The organism is Haliea sp. E1-2-M8 (genome assembly GCF_030649675.1).
Classification (GTDB): domain Bacteria; phylum Pseudomonadota; class Gammaproteobacteria; order Pseudomonadales; family Halieaceae; genus Haliea.
The window spans coordinates 38,381-57,209 of record NZ_JAUTDR010000021.1; the positions used below are offsets into that span (position 1 = coordinate 38,381).

The following is an 18,829-nucleotide window of genomic DNA, read 5'->3' on the forward strand; positions in this document are numbered from 1 at the left end:
GTCGGGCTGCTTGGCGATCGCTAGAGCCGCGCAGTTAACCACACTACGGTGTGAATGCCGGCACCGGTGATTTCGGAAAGCACCGGAATGTAGGCCCCATGGTCGGGGTTATAGGTTTCAATCACCTGCTCTGGAAATTGATAGGTGATCGCAGCCTCCTGTAAATAGCCCAGATAGCGTCGAGAGGGTAATTGGGGTGCTGCCAGGCTGGGGGCCGATATCAGCGTCTTGGCGATCACGGCCGATCCACTCGGTAACTGTACTTCGACGTCTTGGACAGCGTAGTTGGTGCCTTCACTGCCAACGATCTTGTCGAATTCATCCGCGGTTAAGCGGTGCACCACCCCATGGGCGACTGAGCCGGGACTCAGGGCCAGATTGGCGAAAGCGGGCTCCACACCCCGTATCCCATCAAGATCAAAGCTGACGGTGTAACCGCGCAGGACGCCGGCCTCGCTGGAGACTCTCGCGACGCCGCGCACGCGGGTCAAGTAGCGCTCGTTCATGTTGGACCCATAGGCGAAGTACGCGATGGTGGGCGCCTCTGAGGGCTCGGGCGGCAGGGGAGGGCGAAGGATCAGCAGATTGATGGAAAGAACGACGAGCAGCGGGCTCACGCAAAGCGCGGCCAACAGCCGCCGCCAGTGATGACGTAAAAAGTGTCCTTGGCTCATCTAAATAGCGTCCAGTATGGCCAGATCCAGGAAGGCAACCGCGGCGGCATGGATGGTGCTTTCATCCGGGGCCTTCCCCTTGCCAATTTTTAACGCATAGAAGCGGGCAACGCGAATCACGACTTTGGTCCACAGGAGGAGGTTGTCCTCGTCGAGGGGATTTAAGTCTTTCCCTTGCATCGCCCGCGTGACCACCGTCTGCACCAGGCCCTGCTCCGGCGAGGATAGGCCACATTTGGCCAATTCAGCACCGACGTCAAATTTAATGTATTTGCCGGACAGGTAATCCAGCAATTCTTCCCGGGTCACGTTCACTGGGTAATTTTTCACAATATACGCTGCCAGGGATTTGAGGTTATTGCGCCGCGGGCTGGTGCCCTTGAACCACCGTCCCGCGGCCACCGGCTGGATGCCAGCGGCCTCAACCAGCCAGGTCGACCGGCCCTCGCCATGGGGCGGCACGTCCAGAGCATCCAGCAGCGCTTCCAGTCGATCCCGAAACACCGTGTTCTCTTGAGACATCGCTTCCAGGTCCAGAAGCATGCTCTCAGTTATCAGTTTGGAACCGATCATTGGGTTTTTGAGGTCTCCGCAAAAAATGTCACCCGGAAGTTATACAGGTTGTTGACATACCTATAAATATCGTTAAGTATTATAAACCGATAGTCAAAGTATATGTAAGTTAATTTAAAAGATGCGCGCCGCATCTGAAATGAACACCCTGTTTGCTGGAGGTCAGTCATGACAATTGAGGAAGTACTGCAAATCTGGAGGCCGGCAAGGCTGGCCGAAGTCCTGGATACCACCTCGCAAAATATCAGCGGTTGGATCAGCGACGGCAGGATACCCCGCTGCCGACAGTACGAGATCCAGGTAAAAACCGGCGGACAGCTGATCGCCGATAGTTTTGATCCTGAGCTTGATTACATCGCCATCGCCAACAGGTGTGCCCGGCGCAACGCCTATGAGGTTGAAGCCAACGCAGGATCATTGGCGTGAGACCCCGGGCCTCTGTCGTGGTGCTTTCCTGGCTGCTTGCGGGGCCGGTATGGGCCGAATCCATGACCACCGTGCCCTCCGAGTCAGTCGACACACCGCACGTGGACGTGCGCCTTGCAGCCGAGCACTGGGACCTGACAGAGGAAGAGTTTCGCGAGTATCAAGCGCTGATGGCAGGCAGGCGAGGCCTGTGGAGTCCGGGCATTGATCCGATCACTGCGCTGGGCGTCAGCGCGGACACCGAAGCCGAGCGGCGCCGCTATGCCGAACTCTATGTTAGGGCCGAGTTTCAGCGCACCCGGCAGGAGCTTGCCTTTCAAGTCGCGGTGAATGACGCCTGGAAGCGTCTGTACGCCAATACGCCCCCCGTACTGCCTTATGCGCCGACGACCGCGGACGCGGGTAAGGCCCAGCGCTATGCACTGATTGTCGGCGCCGAGTGTCCGGCGTGCATGGAGCTGATGTCGGAGCGGTTGGACAGCCTGCTGGCAGAGGCACCCGAAGGGGTGGATGTGCACGTGGTGCGAACCCAGGGCAACGATGCCGCTCTGCGTGACTGGGTCACCCGTTTCCCGATGCTGGAAACGGCGCTCCGGCAGGGGAGGGCGACGATCAACCACGGTGAGGAGGGAACCGCCGTGACCGAACTGCCGGCGGTGTACCGCAAAAATGGAGCCAGCCAATGGGTGCGAGAACAGTAATGATGACGCTGCTGGTCTCGTACTCGGCCTCGGTCGTCGCGGCTGAACGTGAGGTCTACGAGCTCGTGTCGCGGTATGTCGGGGTACCCAATGATGTGCTCTACGCCATGGCGCAGGCGGAATCGGGCCGCGCGGTCGCAGGGCGGATTGAACCCTGGCCCTGGACGCTCAACATCGAGGGCAACGGCCACTATTTCGATGATCGAGAAGCCATGTTCGACGCCATGATGACCGCACTGCGGGGTGACAAGCTGAGCGTCGACGTGGGACCGATGCAGCTGAACTGGTCGTGGCAATTCGACCGCCTGCAATCACCGTGGCGCATCACCGACCCGGTGATCAATATCAAAGTGGCCGCGGAGGTACTGCGGGACCACTACGAACGATCGGGCGATTGGCGCATCGCGGTGGGTCATTATCACCGGCCATCCGAGGCCAGTGCCAAGCATCGGTTGATTGCCGAAAAATACCGGCAACGGGTCTGGTCCTTCCTGGACGAAGACAGTGCCTTTAAGCCGCTCATCCGAGAGCTCGCCCATGTGGACTAACGCCATCGGGATAGTCCTCGGGATGATCGCCGCCTCAGCCTGCTGGTCACAGCAGCCTCCGCGGATAGCGCCGGACGTGGTGTACCGGGGCGGGGATTCAATACCCACCCAGCCCTACATCGCCCGGGTGCTGCAGGGGCGGGACGGCGCATCGGTGCCGGCGCTGCCGATGTCGGAAGGCGTTCGCCCACTGGAAGAAGCGCTGCCATTGGCGCCCAGCCCGCTCGTGCCAGGCGCGCCACACTATGTGCTCCGCGAGGGCATGATCCGCCCACTGTTTATTATGGGCATGGATCCGCAGTCCCTGGATTGGCTGGTCGGCGCCTCGCTTGCCCTGGCAGCGCTCGGCGCCCAGGGTCTGGTGGTGGAAGCCTCCGACCGGCAGGACTGGTTGGCGCTACAGGCGGCGGCCAGTGAGGCCGGCATTACCTTGTCGCTCTTCCGAGCGGACAGTCTCGCCGACCTGTACGCGGTGACCACCTACCCGGTGCTCGTCCTGTCACCGACTCACGCAGCGCTGCTTGAGGATGCGCCGGTGGAGAGGGCGCCGTGAGTCAACCGATAGAAGCGCTGTTGCGCCCGCCGGTGGAGCAGGGGGCCATTGTCACGAACGTGGCCGTGGGGCTGCTCAGCGTGACCGCGCCTCAGATCCTCCTGGTGTCTGGCGGTATTGGCTACGCGATTGGCGGGCTCTGCTTTCTCCGTGCCGGTGTACTGACGTATCAGGCAGCGAAGCTGCTGCGGTATCAGCGCCGGTTACGGGTGCTGCCGCCCTATGTCATCAATCCCCGGAAAATCCGGGCACAGCCTGGCACCCTATTCCTGGGCCAGGGTTTCCACTGGGGCGCCAAACACACCCAGCGCTTTGCCGATATTCAGCGCACGGAATTTGCAGGCTTTGATGCGCGCGGCCCTCTCTACCGACTGGTCCGCCGGGCCATCGACGGTCTTTCCGGCACGCCCCTGCGGCCCTTGATGGCCCCGTTTAACAGCCAGTGGCTGATCAACCCTTTCCCGCCCCGGCCCTACGTTGAGGGCAGCCCCGAACTGCATGGCGTTGGCTTGTATGAGAAGGAAAAGCCGGTGGCCGTGCAGCAGAGTGAGCGGGTAGCCCACACCTTTGTGGTCGGCACGACGCGGGTGGGCAAAACACGTCTGCTGGAAGTCATGGCCACCCAGGACATCCACAACGGCGAGGTGGTGATTGTCTTTGACCCGAAGGGGGACGGCGATCTGCTGGCCCGACTCTACACCGAGGCGAAACGGGCGGGCCGGGCGAGTGAGTTCCAGGTCTTCCACTTGGGCTTTCCGGAGCAGTCGGTGAGCTACAACCCGGTGGGCAGCTTCTCCCGGGTGACCGAGGTGGCGAGCCGGATCGCGGGCCAGCTGCCCAACGAAGGCAATTCGGCGGCCTTTCGGGAGTTCGCCTGGCGCTACGTCAACGTGATTGCCAAAGCCCTGGATGAGCTGGGCGACCCGATCAACTACCAGAATCTGCTGGCAATGGGCTCCAATATCGATGGCCTGTTGATCCGCTACCTGACCCATGTGGCCGAGGCCCAGGGACTGGATCAGTGGTCTGAACAGGTCGCGCAGCTGGTCGAGAGTGAGGCCAGGATGCCGGCCCAGTTCAAAGGCCGGGATCGCCAGGCCTGGGCCTGTGTCGAGATTTATCGCAACGGGGCCCTGAATGACCAGACCGCGATGTCGTTGATCAAGACCTTCGAGCACGACAAAAGCCACTTCGACAAACTGGTGGCGAGCCTGTTTCCTTTGCTGGAAAAACTGACCTCCGGGCCGGCCGCCCGGCTGTTGTCGCCGGAGAGCATCCGCAGTGATGACGACCCGCCCGCAGACCGGCTCTCCTGGAAGCGGGTGATAGAGCGCGGCGGCATTGTCTACGTTGGCCTCGATGCCCTGTCGGATCCGGATGTGGCCAGTGCGGTGGGTAACGCGATGTTTGCGGATCTGACGTCGGTGGCGGGCAGTCTGTATAAGGACGCTCAGGCGGGCGAGCGACTTAAAAAAAATGTCTGCATCCACGCCGATGAGTTCAATGAGCTTGCCGGGCGCGAGTTTATCCCGATGCTAAACAAGGCCGGCGGCGCGGGGTTTGAAGTCACGGTCTACACCCAAACCCTGTCGGATATCGTGGCCCGCTTTGATTCACCGGCCCGTGCCGGTCAGGTGATTGGCAACCTGGGTACGCTGATCATGCTCCGGGTGAAGGAGCAGGCCACCGCGGAATTGCTGACCTCCCGCCTAAAAGACGTGGAAATCAACCACATGATGCTGGAGTCCGGGTCTACCGACAGTTCCGACCCGGACAGTGACGTGCATTTTGTCTCCAACACCCGCCAGCGGATCACCAGCCAGCGTGTGCCGATGATTCACACCGGCGACTTGGACGCGCTCCCGAAAGGCCACGCCTTCGCGCTGCTGGCAGGCCAGCTCTACAAGCTGCGACTGCCACTGTTTGACGATGACGCCGAGTTGCCCTCGGGTCTGGAGGCCATGGTGGAGAGTATGCGCCGTCAATACCAGGGCACCAATACCGAACACTGGGCGTACACCCAGCCCCTGGGGTGGTCCGCTTGACCCGCGACGCGCGCCACCGCGATACCGCGAGGGCTCGAGAACCCCAGCGCCGAGGCCTGATGGCGACCGTGTTCGCCATCGTGACGGGGGTCTTCGGTGCCATGGTGATGGCCTTGGCGCTCAGCGTGGTCCTGGAATGGCTTGGCATCGCGATCGGCTGGTGGGGCCCCAGCCACGCCCTGGAGTTACTGTCTGTCGAGCGCGGCTACATTGAGGCCATTGAGCAGTATCCACTGACGCCGCTCGGGCCGGTGGCTGTGTCGGATTGGGTCACCGAGTACCTGGATGACGGCTTGTCCTGGTTGGGGTTGACGGCGCATACGGGTCTCTACGTGCTGGCTGCGATCAATGCCGTCAAGTTGGTGGTCTTGCGGGCGGTGCTGTCGCTGTTTGCCTTGCCGGGCTTTCTGCTCATCGCCCTGGCGGCATTTTTTGAGGGCCTGGTGGCCAGGGATATCCGCAGGTACACCGGCGGGCATGAGAGCTCCTACATCTTTCACAAGGCCAAGCGCTGGGTGATTCCCTCTGTCGTCCTGACGGTCACCCTGTATCTGATGGTGCCTTTTTCACTGCCACCGGCGGTGGTGTTCGCCCCGACCATGCTGCTGGCAGGCGTCATGGTGTACGTCGCCACCAGCCGATTTAAAAAGTTTGTGTAGGAACACGACAACCGATGCCACAGATGACAGCACAGCAGCAAGCCGCCTTTAACGCTGCGAACAGTTCGGGGCAGGAGGCGGCTGACGTCAACGTGCTGGTGGTATCGATCCTGGTTGCGCTGATGCTCACCTGGCTGGTGTGGGTGTGTCTTGGCAGTTACCAGATGTTGAGAAGTCCCGGGGTCAGGCCCCAGGACGCCGTCATGAAGATCGGTCGGGCGGTGTTTGTTGCGCTGGTGATCATGGGGATCGCAACCGGTGCATGGAACTAACGAGAGGAGAGACACGATGCAATCACATCACGTAAAGGGCTTCCGGCGCGGGGTCATTGACCGGGCACAACAGACCCTAACCACCGCCTTCGCCATGGCCGTGTTCGCGCCGATGGCCAGCGCGGATCTGCCAACCCAGGCCGCACCCTCACGGGGCGGCAGCGACGGCAACTACATCGAGCTGATGCAGAATTACGCCTATGACGCGTTCATTTTTATTGGCTTGGTGATCGCCACCCTGGCGTTCTTTGTGGTTGCCAAAAACACGATTGGTGCCTACAGCGAAGTCCAGGACGGCAGGGGTACCTGGGGTCAGGTAGGCCTTAACTTCGGGGCCGGCGCACTGCTGCTGATCTTTGCAGTGTTTCTGCTCACGGAAGCGGCGTCCATTCTCTAATGGCCCCCGGTCCCCAGGAAGTCGATTTCATCCCCGACCGGCTCAACGAGGAGCCGATCGTGTTCCTCAGCATGACCAATTCCGAAATCAAAGTCGGGGCCTTATTGGCCCTGGCGGTCTGGATACCCCTCTGCACGCTGCTCGGGTTGGTGGTTGGGCAGGTGTTTCTGGGTTTCGCGCTGTCGCTCGGCATGGTGTTTGTCAGTCTGTGGTTCACCGGGAAGCGGCTGCGGGTGATCAAGCGGGGCAAACCCAAGCAGTACCACGTGATGGCGATCAAGGCTCGGTTACAGGATTGCGGACTCCTACCCAACACCCTGATCCGGGAAAGCCGGGTATGGGATATCAAACGATGGAGGCAGCGGTGAGCCAATACGATAATTTGGTGCATTCCAAGGAGGCCATGATACGCCTGCTGTATGGCGTGGTGGCGTTGCTCGCCATGCTCCTGTTGGTGGCGTTGCTGGGCTGGAGTCGTGCCCCTGACAACATCCGTCTCCACTATCCACCGGATCTGAGTCGCGGCGCGGTGCAGAACCTGGGGGATATCCCCAAGGTGACGATCTACACCTTTGCCTACTATATCTTCCAGCAACTGTACCGCTGGCCGACCGACGGTCGAGCGGACTACTACGACCGCATTCACACCTTGCGCAATTACCTGACGCCTGCCTGTTACGAGGATCGTCTGGCAGACCATGACGCGCGTCAGCGCAACATTGCCGGGCGGCAACGCTCGGTCTGGGAGATCCCGGGCCGAGGTTTTAGCAACCAGCGGGTGCAGGTGACCTCCGCCACCTCCTGGTTGGTCGGTCTGGATCTGCATATCCGGGAAACCTACCGCGGTGAGCGGGTGAAGGATCTGTTGATCCATTTCCCCATAAAAATCGTCGCCTATGACGTGGACCCGGAAACAAACCCCTGGGGCCTGGCGATTGACTGCCTGGCGGACGCTCCTCGGGCAATTGACATCGAAACGAACGGGGAGGGGAGAGAGTGAACGCTCGCGTAGGGTTGGTCATGGTCGTACTGACGACAGTGTTGCTGGCGGGCGCAGGAACCGCCAGTGCGGAAACGCGCATTTGGCGCAAAACGCCGATCACGGTGGAGCTGATTGTCGGCGTGGAGCAAATGGTAACCCTGCCTGCCGATGGCGCGGTGAGCTTACCGCCGATGCTCGCGAATGCCAATGTGTTTCGGACACTGGCAACGGGTGGGGCGGTGTACTGGATGGCCCTGGAGCCCTTCGACAATGAACGTATCCAGGTCCGCCTGCAGACCGGTGAGTATTTGCTGTTTGATGTCACCGCGCGCACGGTGAAGGCGCCCCCCGCGAAGGTGAGCACGCTCAGCATTGTGATGGAAGGCGACACTGCCCCGGAACCGCCGGGAGCATCGCAGGCGCCCCCCACTGCCACGATCTTTGAATTGATCCGCTATGCCGCGCAGTCGATTTACTCGCCCCAGCGGCTGATTGCCGCAGTGCCGGGTGTGACCGGGGTGCCGGTGGGGCTGTCGGGCAATTTCAATCAACTGTATGACCAGGGGGATCTCCCTGGGCTTGTGATCCAGCCCTTGCAGGCGTGGTCATCGGGCGAGCTGTACGTCACGACGTTTGTGGTGACCAATGAGCACAGTCAGCCGGTCACGCTGGATAACCGCAAGGTCCGCCACAGTCCCTATGCGCACCGCACGGGTGTGGACCCGCATTTCATCGCCAGCGCGTTTTACGACAGCGAACTGCCAGCACGCAGCGCCGGCAACAATCGGACCATCCTGTTTGTGGTGACGGACCGCCCGATTCGGTCGGTGATTCGGGGGATATAGGCATGGCGATGGAGCGAAACAAGATTGCGCAGTACGGCGGCGTGATACTGCTGGTGGTGGCGCTGGTGCTGGCCCTGAAAAGCTGCGACCGGGGGCCGCGGACAACAGAACAGGCCATGGACCTGTCAGGCGGCAACCCCGTCGATGGTGAGCTGGCCGCGGCCCTGGGTGTGGAGGCTGACACCGAGGGCGATACGGTGCGGACCCTGATCGCGCAGGTGAAGCAGTGGCGAGAAGAGAATGCTGCGATACGCGAGGAGAACAAGGCGCTCAGAAACAACAACGATGAGCTGCGCAACATGGAGGGCCGCATTGGCAAGGGCCTTGAGCACGACATTCAGCAAACGCGCAAGCGCGTTGAGTCGGAAATGGAGGGCGAGTTTCAGCGTTTGCAGCAACGGCTGAATGCGATTGAGCAGCAGACGACCCAGTTGGCGCAGCAGCCGTTCGCTAGTGTCCGAGGCGGGAGCGGGACCGGTGAACTCACCCGGGAGGTGGTGTGGGTATCGCCGTTGGGGGAAGGCGCCGGGGCTGACGCCGGCCTTCTCGGCAGTCTCAACGGGGCGCGCACGACGTTGAGCAATCGCATCGGTGCGGACCAGCTGCCCGGCGCAGGCACGAGGCGCGATGCTCAGCACGCTGAACCGCAGATACTCCCGCGTTACACCCTGCCTAAAAACGCGACGCTAGTGAACGCCACGGCGTTAACCGCCCTGGTGGGCCGGGTGCCTCTGGGGAGCAAGGTCACAGACCCCTACAGCTTCAAAGTCATCCTCGGCGAGGACAATCTGGCCGCGAACGGGGTCGAGATCCCCGGTGTCGCCTACGCCATCGCCAGTGGCCGGGCGGTCGGTGACTGGACACTCGGGTGCGTGCGCGGGGACCTCTACAGCCTGACCTTTGTGTTCGAGGACGGCACCATCCGCACGGTGCCCAAGCCTCAGGCCATTTACGAGGGCGGCGGCTCTCAGGCGGACATCAAGATCGGTGAACTCTCCGATGCACGCGGGAACCCCTGCGTGGTGGGGCAACGGATCACCAACGCCTACAGCTACCTGGCCCAACGCATCGGTGTGGTGGGCGTGGCGGCGGCGGCCGAGGCCGCAGCGGCCAGTCAGACGACACAAACCGTGTCCGTGGGCGGCGGCGGTGTGGGATCAACCACCACCATCGATGGCTCCACGGGAGAATTCATTCTGGGGCGGACCCTCGCAGACAGTTCCATGGAAGTGGCGAAGTGGTTGGACGAACGCCAAGCGCAGCAGTTCGATGCGATCTATGTACAACCGGGTGCCAGTGTGAGCCTGCACATCACGGAGCAGCTGGAAATCGATTACGACAGGGCCGGTCGCAAAACCACGTACGCCGGCTTTACGCGAGGAGGGTATCGTGAACTTGATTAGACCATCAGGATGGATGGGCCTGGGACTGGCTCTGGCACTGAGCGGAGGCTGCGCCTCACAGGACAGCATTTTACCGGCGTCGGAGAAGACGATGGCGGATATCTACCGGAGCGCCCTGAACACGGTGCAAGCCGGTGATGTGGACAGCCTCGATCCCGCTGCTGTCTGTGCCCGATTGGTGCTGAACGAGGGCGTGGCAGCCTGCGAGGCGAAGGTGCGCGCGCATGCAGAGCAGGTGTATCGCGCACTGGATACCCAGCCGCTGCCCGAGCCATTGGACTACCTCCCCTATACCCGCACCGTCGACAACGAACTGGAGGCGCTGTTTCCGCGCCTGGCGAACCCGGATCTGGTGATCTACGTCTACCCGCATCTGGCGACCCGCACGCGGGCGCCGATTCCCGGATACAGCACCGTGATTCCCTTGTATGAGCGGGTGGAATACCGGCTGCCGGGCGAATCACTCAGGGTCACGCCGGTTCCGACGGGCCTGACACCGGCAAGCCCGGTAGCCATCGAGACGGGGGAGGGCGAATGACGGTCCCGCAGAGCACAGAGGCGTTGGCGCGGGTTGAGGCGGTCAGCAAACGGCCCTTGTCTAGGCGCGAACAACACTCAGGCTATCGCCGGCGGCGCTCCTTTGTGGATTTTCTGCCGTGGGTCGAGTACCTGCCCGAGCACAAAGCGATCCTGTTGCAGGACGGGGTGTCGGTTGGCGCCGTGCTGGAGATCGAGCCCATGGGCACGGCCGGGCGCAGCGAGCAACGCCTGGCGGAGGCACGTGACACGCTGCAGGATGCGCTGCAGGACTGCTTCGATGAGTATGACAGCGCGCCCTGGGTCATGCAGACCTACACCTTTGATGAGAACAATCTGGCACCCTCGGCAGATCAGATGGCGGCCTATGTCAAACCTAGGGCGCGCGGCACGGCCTATACCGAGGCCTACCTGTCGATGATGCGGCGCCACTATGCCGGTCTCAGCAAGCCCGGCGGACTGTTTTACGACGACGTGGTGACGCACACCGATTGGTCCGGTGTTGTGCGGCGCAACATCCTGGTGATCTACCGCAAATACAACACCCAGCGCAAACGCCGGAAACAGGACGAGGAGGTGAGTCGGGACGTGGCCTTGCTCAACCTGTCCGATGTGGTGGACAAGCTCGGTTACGCCATCAAGCCTGTCGGCGTGCGCCTGCGGCGCTTCTCGGGTACCGAGTTTCACCAGTGGATGACCGCGTTTTTCAATCCCTCGACAGAGCTATTTGGCGGCGACATCCAGACATTTGTCACGGCCACCGCGCAGGGTGAGGATGCCTTGCCCTATGGGGACCAGTTCGCGGAATCGATGTTCTACTGCTACCCGCGCAGCGACCAGGTCAACAATTGCTGGTGGCTCGATCGCTCCGCCCTGCGCTGTGTCTCGATTGATGGCATCCGCCGCCGGCCGTCGGTGGGGCATGTGACCGGAGAAATCCAGCGAGGTGATGCCACCAATACCCTGCTGGACACCTTGCCTGCGGGCAGCGTGTTCGTCAGCACCATCGTGGTGGTACCCCAGGACACCATGGAATCGCATATCCAGGCGATTGACGACGCGGCAATCGGTGAGAACAGCGAATCCATGCAGGTCCGCAAGGACTGCCTGAAAGCCCGGGAAATTCTTGCGGAACGCCACAAACTCTACCGCGCACAGTACGCGGTGTACGTCCGGGGCGAGAGTGTCGAGGAATTGAATGATCGCACCACCGCCGTACGCTCCCGCCTGTTGAACTACGGCTTTCGTGCCATTGCTCCGAAAGACGATTTTACCGGCTTGGATGCCGCCATTCGTAATCTTCCCATGGTCTATGACCCTGCCCTGGATCAAAGCGAAGGATGGCGCGGGGCACAGATCACGCTGGTTCAGCACATCGCCAATCTGTCCTGTTTCTTTGGGCGCACGCGGGGGACGGGACACCCGGGGATTGCGATGTTCAATCGGGGTGGAGAGCCGATATTTTTCGATCCCCTCAATCCCGCCGACCGGCAAAAAAACGCCCACATGCTCATTTTAGGCCCTACCGGGGCCGGCAAATCCGCGGCGGTCATCAGCATGCTGGCCCAGGTGGTGGCGATCCATCGGCCTCGGCTGTTCATTCTCGAGGCCGGTAACGGCTTTGGGCTGCTCGGTGAGTGGTTTGCGAGTCTGGGGTTGACGGTGAATCAGCTGTCACTCAAGCCAGGCTCGGGCGTGTCTCTGGCGCCGTTTAGGGATGCGTATGTGTTGGTGGAGGAGGCGCCGCCGGTGGCCGATGCCCTCGTTGAGGTGGCGGCGGAGGATGAGGACGATGAACCCAGAGACATCATGGGTGAGTTGGAAATCGTCGCCATACTGATGATTACCGGCGGGGAGGAGCAGGAAGCCAATGACATCCGCCGTGCCGATCGCTCCATGGTGCGGCGGGCGATCCTGCATGCTGCGGTTAAGGCCTATGCGGCATCGCGGGTCACCCTCACCGAGGACGTGCGAGATGCCTTTCATGTCCTCGCCGGCGAGGCCAAGACAGATCAGGAAGCCGAGAAGCTGCGCAATATGGGCAAGGCCATCGACTTGTACTGTCACGGCTTCAATGGCGAGGTGTTCAACAGCGCCGGCAGTGCCTGGGACGAGGTCGATGTGACGATCATCGATCTGGCTACCTTCGCCCGGGAAGGCTACGAGGCGAACCTGGCCATCTCGGTCATTAGCTGTCTGAACATGATCAACTACATTGCCGAGCGTGATCAGTTCACAGACCGCGAGATCGTCGTGACGATCGACGAGGCGCACATCATCACGACCAATCCTCTGTTGGCGCCCTTTCTGGTCAAGATCGTCAAGATGTGGCGCAAGCTCGGGGCGTGGCTGTGGAGCGCGACGCAGAACATGGACGATTACCCCGCTGCGGCCAAGAAGATGCTGAACATGGTCGAGTGGTGGCTGTGCCTGGTGATGCCAAAGGAAGAGGTCGAAGCCCTGTCGCGCTTTCGGCAGATCGATGACGCCCAGCGGGACATGCTGCTCTCGGCCAGCAAGGCGCCGGGCAAGTATACCGAGGGCGTGATCCTGTCCGAGAAGGCGGAGTACATCGTCCGTAACGTGCCGCCCTCGCTGATGCTGGCCCTGGCGCAAACCGAGAAGCATGAAAAAGCCCACCGCAACGCACTGATGCAAGCGCACGGCAGCACGGAGCTGGAGGCCGCTATCCAGGTCGCCGAAGAGATTGACCGACTCCGGGGGATTGCTGATGCCTAGGCTATCGCGGGCCCTCTGGCTGGCAGGGCTGTGTGTTCTGACTGCGCGGGCTGACAACGTAGTGGTGTTTACCGCTGAGGGTCTGCCGCCGCTGTCGGGTCTGGAACGCGCGGATCAGGTGTTTGTGCTGGATGACCTCCAGCGTCATCTGGATGCGCTGCGCTTTGATTATCCCGGTGACGACGCAGCGGCTCTGGAGCAGGCGCGCGCCCGGCTCAATGCGCCCCCCGGGCAACTGCAGCTGCAATCGATCCGAACGGCGGCCAATGCCGCGGCGATGGCCTGGCTGATGGGTGTCGAGCAGTTGCCCGCAGTCTGGATGCCGCCGGGTCTGGTGGTGTACGGCGTGTTTGATGTCGCCGAGGCTATCCATCGCATCGAGGTCTACCAGAATGCCCAGGCACGATAAATACAGCGCGCACGCAGGCCCGTGGAGGGCTCTGGTTCTCGGCGGTCTGTTGGCGGTAATGACCATATCGACACCGACCCATGCCCGCGGCAGCACCATTACCTCCCAGCAGATCATCCAGGAATCCCTGGACCTGGCCTGTCTGGATTATCAGGTGATCGGTGGTTGCCTGTGGATGACCTGCACGATTTTAGGCTGCGAATTTGATGAATCCATCCGGGTGCAACACCAGATACCGGAGGTGGTCGTCACCTCGTACCCGTTCCTGGGCAAGAGCCCCTGGGTGGAGTCCAACCGGCTGGTGCGTCCGACGGCCTTTGCCCAGGACGGCGGTTTCAGTGATGAGGGCGGGTCGATGCGGCGCGAGCAGACACTCAAATTCAAGAACGTGGACGTGATCGGCAGTCCCGCTTTGCTGGGCTACTGGTCGGCGGCCCAAGCCAGCGACACATTGCCCTTTTGTCGCCCGGTCACCTACCCCATGACGCCCTACTTTATCAGCACACTGGATCCGGCCTGGCGTGATCCCACCATTGAAACCCCGCTGACGCTGGCCAACCTGTTCAACACCGTCGGTAAAGGGTCTAGCCGTTTTGCCGGGCTGTTCCCGCGTATCGGCTTTGTCAAACAAAGCCACGATTACAAGTCGACCCTAACCGCGGCGATCCGGGCGATGGATTTTGTACGCCAGGCGCGTCAGCCCCATGTCTATCTGCCGCTGAATGCCAACGCGACCCGCGCGCAAGGCCAGTGGCCGCCAACGGCGAGTACGCAGCGACACTGGCAGCAGCTGACGCCCACGGTGCAGAGCTGCAAACAATTGCCGGATATCGATGACACCGTGTATCTCACCGACCCCTACCGCGGCCGGGTTAACCAGACCTACGGCAATAGCTGGCAGATCTGGCGGGAATACCGCTGTTGCCCCCGCAAGGGCACGGCCCTGGTCATGTATTTTTAGAGGAGGTCTCGGGATGTTGTTACGCACCACCGCGCTACGGGCTATCACAGCCCTGTCACTGGGGTTCAGCCTGGGTGTCTCTGCCGGCGCCGCGAAGGCCATGGATGACGCACTCTACTACCAGATTGGGGGCGGTGAAGCGATCACCCGGCCAGCCAGTAACCGGAGTACGACGATCGTACTCGGCGGCGATGTGGCCTGGAACACGGATCTCATGTGCGGCAATTTCGATATCAACCTCTCGGTCTCTGAGCAGTTGCGGGGCATCAAGGGTGCCTTTTCCGAACTGATGGGCAATGTCATCAACTCCGCCACCGGCGCCGTCGCCTCATTGCCGGCCCTGGTACTGCAAAAGGTGAACCCGGCGCTGTATGACCTGCTGCAGAACGGGGTGTTGCAGGCCAGTGAGGAGTTCCACATCGCCAGGACGTCCTGCGAGGAGATGGTGGGTAAGATGGAAGGGGTACTCAATACCAAGGATTGGGAGACCGTGGCCCGCGGGGGCTGGTGGGGCCGGGAATCCAACAGCGGCGGTGAAATCCTGGAAACGCGGGATCGCGCCAGTACCGATGGCATTGATGGCGGCGTGGTCTGGACCGGAGGCGTTCCCAAGGGTGGCCGCAACCAGCCCCCGATCGCCATCGTCGAAGATACCGCCAAGGCGGGTTACAACCTGCTGATGCAGCGCAGCCCGACCAACGCCACCAGCATGACGAGCACCTGTCAGGGTGCGGCCCTGTGTGAGGAATGGGCATCGCCCCAGGGACTCTCAGACTGGGTGGTGCAGGTGGTGGGCGACAAGCAGATACGCACCTGCAACGGCTGCGAAAAGATACGGGTGAAATCCGGCATGGGCTTGAATCACGAAGTCGCGCGAGAAGCGGTCGAAATCGATTCGTACCTGGACATTCTGGTCAGCCGCACGGCGGCGCCCACCCAGGACGAGCTAAAACAAGTGTCCGGTGGTCCGGGTATGAAAATCACCCGCGGGGTCATCGAGGCATTGCGGGAGGAGCATCCGAGTGAGCGGCCGGCGATCCTTCAGCGCCTGGCCTCTGAAATGGCCCTCTCGCGCACCCTGGAACGTGCGGTGATTGCTAGGCGTGCGCTGCTGGCCGGTCGGCAGGAACCCAACGTGGCCAATAATGAGGCTGGTCAGCGGGAGATTGCCAACTTCGTCGCGGAGTTGGAGCGCGAAATCGACAGCCTGATGTATGAAATGGAGATCCGTCAGCGGGTCGCTTCCAGCATGACCGCCACGCTCTTGGCGCGTGCTCAGGTCCGCGAGCAAGTGCCCATGGTGGATCCGGTGCCCGCCAGTCGCCTGCAAGATGGCGCGGTGGAAACCCCGTAAGGCCATGACCCTGCCTGTGTTAGCACGCACGGTGCTGTGGATCCTGGGCGTTACGTTCCTGGTCTTTCTGTTGACCGTCTTCGCCTGGCAGCTGGGCCTTGACCCACAGGCGCCCGGTGCCTGGATTACGGCGGCTGACGCGGCGCTATCCCCCTGGCGGCATGGGATGCAGGCCCTTCGGGTAGGGCTCTGGTGTGGGATTGGCTGGTATTGGGGTGCGCTGTATCGCTATGTCCCGCAGCGGGAAGACGCGGCGGAGGCTGACCGCCGGGCGGCCTGGTGGTCGCTGCGAGGCCGGGTGATCGGCGGCCTGCTGACCTGTGAAATCCTGATTTTTATCAGTCACCTTCTGTGAGACCAGCCCATGGGTGTGTCCAGCTATTTTGAGTTTGTTACCACGCTGTTCGGGTGGATCCTGTACGACCGGATCTGGGCCATCCTGGTGGACACGGGCATCGTGTTTATCCCCATCATTGCCATGGTGATAGGCAATATCCTGGACAGCCACAAGGGCGGTGATGACGAGGGCGGCGCCGCCCTGCAGTCGCTCAAGAAAATCGAGGCCGACTTTATTGCCATGCTGGGTGTGTTGATCTTTGCGGGCATTCCCATGCTGGACGTGCGCTTGACCGATATGGAATACGCCAAACCGGCCCTGCGGTGCAACGACACTGCCCAAACCGTCCGGGGCACCGATACGGGAACGACCTACGACACAACGCTTACCACCCTGGGCGAGGAGGAGGGCCGCATCCCGCTTTGGTGGGCGCTGAGCCACTGGTTGAGCAAGGCAATCACCGCGGCGTCGGTTGCCGGTATTCCCTGTTCCTACGATGTGGCCGCGGTGGAATACACGTTGGCGGAGGCCAACATTGAAGATCCCGATCTCAACAGGGAGCTGGGTCAATTCACCGAGGATTGCTGGCGGCGCGCGTATTCCCGGTACTCCCGGGAGGACAAATCCGGCATGAATGATGCACAACGGGCCAGTGTGAACTGGCTGGGCTCCGACTACTTCCTGTCGTCGGGCCTCTATGACCAGTACACGGCCAGGCAACCCAACAACCGCTGGACCTATGATAATGTGCGGGATGCGGGCTATGACGTCTACAGCGCCGAAGGCGGGTTTCCGACCTGCAGCCAGTGGTGGGCCAGCGGCACCGTTGGACTGCGTAAACGTATCCTGGACAACCTTGACCCGGCGCTCCTGAACGAAATGGTGTACGACGCCAACAATCTGGTGCAGGTTACCTCCACAGTGAACCTGAGCCTGGCGGAACGCGAGGATGTTTTTCTGCGGAAATATCTGGCGGTGAAGCGCGAGTCAGCAAGCGTTGTCTTTCACGGTCCTCTCTCCACCAGCTATTCCGATGGTGCGATGCAAAAGGCACTGTCGCAGCAGCGGGAGGCGCTTACCGCCGATTCGTGGTTAGCGCAGACAGGCAATTCGGTCCTCGGATCCCTAAGAGGGCAGTATGCCGCCGCCAAGGATGCGGGCGGAACGGCCCTGGCGGGTATCGGTGGTGCATTAAAGGCCGGCGGGTCGATAGGGGAGGGCTATACCATCCGCAACGGGGTGGCGTTGTTTCAGCCCTTGGCGCTGATGATGATGGTCATGGCACTGCCACTGTTGTTGATTTTTAGCAGCTACAAGCTCGGCGCCCTGATGACGCTGACGATCATTTATTTCGGTTTCCACTTCCTGACGTTCATCTGGGCGGTGGCCTATTGGTTCGACAACCAGATGATGGGTCTCTTGACCAGTGCCGGTGGCCTCGGTGTCTTTGCCTCCACCAGCGCGGTGACCCAGACCTTGATCATGTGGTATGTCACCCGGTTCCTCTACATCATTTTTCCGATTTTGTATCTGGGTGCGGTTGGCTGGGTTGGGATTCACACCGGTTCAGCTATGGGAGAGCTATCTGGATTTGGTGGCAAGGCAGGGGCGATTGGTGCGAGCGGTGGACAAGCAGCGCAGTCGGCAGTCACAAAAGGAAAAAGCTAGGGGTGTGGCTAATCCCTAGCTGTTATAGTCGTGAACATCGCTAGGGGTGTCGTGAGGCCAACGGTATGACCCAGGAAGACTGGCACCGTTATTGTCTTGATGGCTGGCGTCATCATTGCTGACACCAGCGCGAAGTACGGCTACGAACACAGAAAACAGTCCACCCGCCACGACTGCGAGGCCCCGGCTTAGTGACTTAAGGACGCTAAGAGCGGCCCGAGCTGCCGGATATTCTTGGATACTGCTCTTCATGTTTATTCCCCATATTTCCGGGCTTCAGCACCTGTGATATGTCTGTAAGCAAGCAACAAATCCTTACAGGCGTGTGTCTGTGTATGACCGAATCCGCGTATCGTGATGCCGGAACATTGGGCTGCAGCTGCCCATTCGACTCCGTTGTATATGATTGTTACTGCAAGCATGGTCAGAGTATAGACGATTCGGTTGGAGCCTACATCATGACGTATTAAGGCAATGACGTATTAGGGCTGTGGGATTGGCCAATCCCCGGCGCTTCCGCAAGTCACAAATGACCCTGGCCGCCTGATTCAGCTCACCCGACAGATCTGAATCGTGTAGCCGGCGCTCCTCGTCCTGCCGAATTTCTGTCGAGACAAATAGCTCTCGCAGAACGCCGAGTACGACTGTAGCTAGTCCCACCGTAAATACTCCAGATTTACGTAAGACACGTCCTACATCTGCCAGCCGCGCTCGATTGCTACGCACATACTTATTCATAATTTAAT

The 18,829-nt window shown here is 61.1% G+C and carries 21 protein-coding genes; 19 read left to right on the forward strand and 2 right to left on the reverse strand.

The window, feature by feature from the left end; translation table 11 throughout:
- Positions 1–20: 20 nt before the first annotated feature.
- Complete coding sequence (locus tag Q6D67_RS16300; RefSeq protein ID WP_304706730.1) at positions 21–674, reverse strand: gamma-glutamylcyclotransferase family protein; 654 nt, start codon at positions 672–674, stop codon at positions 21–23.
- Positions 675–1,217, reverse strand: coding sequence for a hypothetical protein (locus Q6D67_RS16305; protein WP_304706731.1), 543 nt, complete (start codon positions 1,215–1,217; stop codon positions 675–677).
- Positions 1,218–1,415: 198 nt separating this feature from the next.
- On the opposite strand from Q6D67_RS16305, the gene Q6D67_RS16310 reads away from it, so the two are divergent.
- The 19 genes from Q6D67_RS16310 to Q6D67_RS16400 are packed head-to-tail and all read left to right on the forward strand — an operon-like array spanning position 1,416 to position 18,083.
- Positions 1,416–1,673 (forward strand): Cro/CI family transcriptional regulator, encoded by a 258-nt coding sequence (locus Q6D67_RS16310; RefSeq protein ID WP_304706732.1) that lies wholly within the window; start codon positions 1,416–1,418, stop codon positions 1,671–1,673.
- Positions 1,670–2,374, forward strand: coding sequence for a TIGR03759 family integrating conjugative element protein (locus tag Q6D67_RS16315; RefSeq protein WP_304706733.1), 705 nt, complete (start codon positions 1,670–1,672; stop codon positions 2,372–2,374). Before Q6D67_RS16310 ends, Q6D67_RS16315 begins: the two co-directional genes overlap by 4 nt.
- Positions 2,356–2,922, forward strand: a complete 567-nt coding sequence (locus Q6D67_RS16320) for a lytic transglycosylase domain-containing protein (RefSeq protein ID WP_304706734.1) — start codon at positions 2,356–2,358, stop codon at positions 2,920–2,922. The genes Q6D67_RS16315 and Q6D67_RS16320 overlap by 19 nt, the downstream gene beginning before the upstream one ends.
- Positions 2,912–3,475: a DUF2859 domain-containing protein gene (locus tag Q6D67_RS16325; protein WP_304706735.1), complete on the forward strand. Its 564-nt coding sequence runs from the start codon at positions 2,912–2,914 to the stop codon at positions 3,473–3,475. Before Q6D67_RS16320 ends, Q6D67_RS16325 begins: the two co-directional genes overlap by 11 nt.
- Positions 3,472–5,520, forward strand: coding sequence for a type IV conjugative transfer system coupling protein TraD (traD, locus tag Q6D67_RS16330; protein ID WP_304706736.1), 2,049 nt, complete (start codon positions 3,472–3,474; stop codon positions 5,518–5,520). The genes Q6D67_RS16325 and traD overlap by 4 nt, the downstream gene beginning before the upstream one ends.
- Positions 5,517–6,179, forward strand: a complete 663-nt coding sequence (locus Q6D67_RS16335) for a DUF4400 domain-containing protein (protein WP_304706737.1) — start codon at positions 5,517–5,519, stop codon at positions 6,177–6,179. The genes traD and Q6D67_RS16335 overlap by 4 nt, the downstream gene beginning before the upstream one ends.
- A 14-nt stretch (positions 6,180–6,193) precedes the next feature.
- A complete protein-coding gene (locus Q6D67_RS16340; RefSeq protein WP_304706738.1) occupies positions 6,194–6,451 on the forward strand; it encodes a DUF3262 family protein in 258 nt (85 codons plus the stop codon).
- Between the two features lie 16 nt (positions 6,452–6,467).
- Positions 6,468–6,848: a TIGR03745 family integrating conjugative element membrane protein gene (locus Q6D67_RS16345; RefSeq protein ID WP_304706739.1), complete on the forward strand. Its 381-nt coding sequence runs from the start codon at positions 6,468–6,470 to the stop codon at positions 6,846–6,848.
- Entirely contained in the window at positions 6,848–7,216 is a 369-nt protein-coding gene (locus Q6D67_RS16350; RefSeq protein WP_304706740.1) for a TIGR03750 family conjugal transfer protein, read from the forward strand. The genes Q6D67_RS16345 and Q6D67_RS16350 overlap by 1 nt, the downstream gene beginning before the upstream one ends.
- Complete coding sequence (locus tag Q6D67_RS16355) at positions 7,213–7,848, forward strand: PFL_4703 family integrating conjugative element protein (protein WP_304706741.1); 636 nt, start codon at positions 7,213–7,215, stop codon at positions 7,846–7,848. Before Q6D67_RS16350 ends, Q6D67_RS16355 begins: the two co-directional genes overlap by 4 nt.
- Positions 7,845–8,675: a DUF3438 family protein gene (locus tag Q6D67_RS16360; protein ID WP_304706742.1), complete on the forward strand. Its 831-nt coding sequence runs from the start codon at positions 7,845–7,847 to the stop codon at positions 8,673–8,675. Before Q6D67_RS16355 ends, Q6D67_RS16360 begins: the two co-directional genes overlap by 4 nt.
- A 2-nt stretch (positions 8,676–8,677) precedes the next feature.
- Positions 8,678–10,078, forward strand: coding sequence for a TIGR03752 family integrating conjugative element protein (locus Q6D67_RS16365; protein ID WP_304706743.1), 1,401 nt, complete (start codon positions 8,678–8,680; stop codon positions 10,076–10,078).
- Complete coding sequence (locus Q6D67_RS16370; protein WP_304706744.1) at positions 10,065–10,616, forward strand: TIGR03751 family conjugal transfer lipoprotein; 552 nt, start codon at positions 10,065–10,067, stop codon at positions 10,614–10,616. The genes Q6D67_RS16365 and Q6D67_RS16370 overlap by 14 nt, the downstream gene beginning before the upstream one ends.
- Positions 10,613–13,354: a conjugative transfer ATPase gene (locus tag Q6D67_RS16375; protein WP_304706745.1), complete on the forward strand. Its 2,742-nt coding sequence runs from the start codon at positions 10,613–10,615 to the stop codon at positions 13,352–13,354. The genes Q6D67_RS16370 and Q6D67_RS16375 overlap by 4 nt, the downstream gene beginning before the upstream one ends.
- Positions 13,347–13,763 (forward strand): DUF1525 domain-containing protein, encoded by a 417-nt coding sequence (locus Q6D67_RS16380; protein ID WP_304706746.1) that lies wholly within the window; start codon positions 13,347–13,349, stop codon positions 13,761–13,763. Before Q6D67_RS16375 ends, Q6D67_RS16380 begins: the two co-directional genes overlap by 8 nt.
- Positions 13,764–13,821: 58 nt before the next feature.
- Complete coding sequence (locus tag Q6D67_RS16385) at positions 13,822–14,724, forward strand: TIGR03756 family integrating conjugative element protein (protein WP_304706747.1); 903 nt, start codon at positions 13,822–13,824, stop codon at positions 14,722–14,724.
- 13 nt (positions 14,725–14,737) lie between these two features.
- Positions 14,738–16,078: an integrating conjugative element protein gene (locus Q6D67_RS16390; protein ID WP_304706748.1), complete on the forward strand. Its 1,341-nt coding sequence runs from the start codon at positions 14,738–14,740 to the stop codon at positions 16,076–16,078.
- Positions 16,079–16,082: 4 nt separating this feature from the next.
- On the forward strand, positions 16,083–16,433 hold the full coding sequence (locus Q6D67_RS16395) for a hypothetical protein (protein ID WP_304706749.1): 351 nt from the start codon (positions 16,083–16,085) through the stop codon (positions 16,431–16,433).
- Between the two features lie 9 nt (positions 16,434–16,442).
- Positions 16,443–18,083, forward strand: a complete 1,641-nt coding sequence (locus Q6D67_RS16400) for a conjugal transfer protein TraG N-terminal domain-containing protein (protein WP_304706750.1) — start codon at positions 16,443–16,445, stop codon at positions 18,081–18,083.
- Positions 18,084–18,829 lie beyond the last annotated feature (746 nt).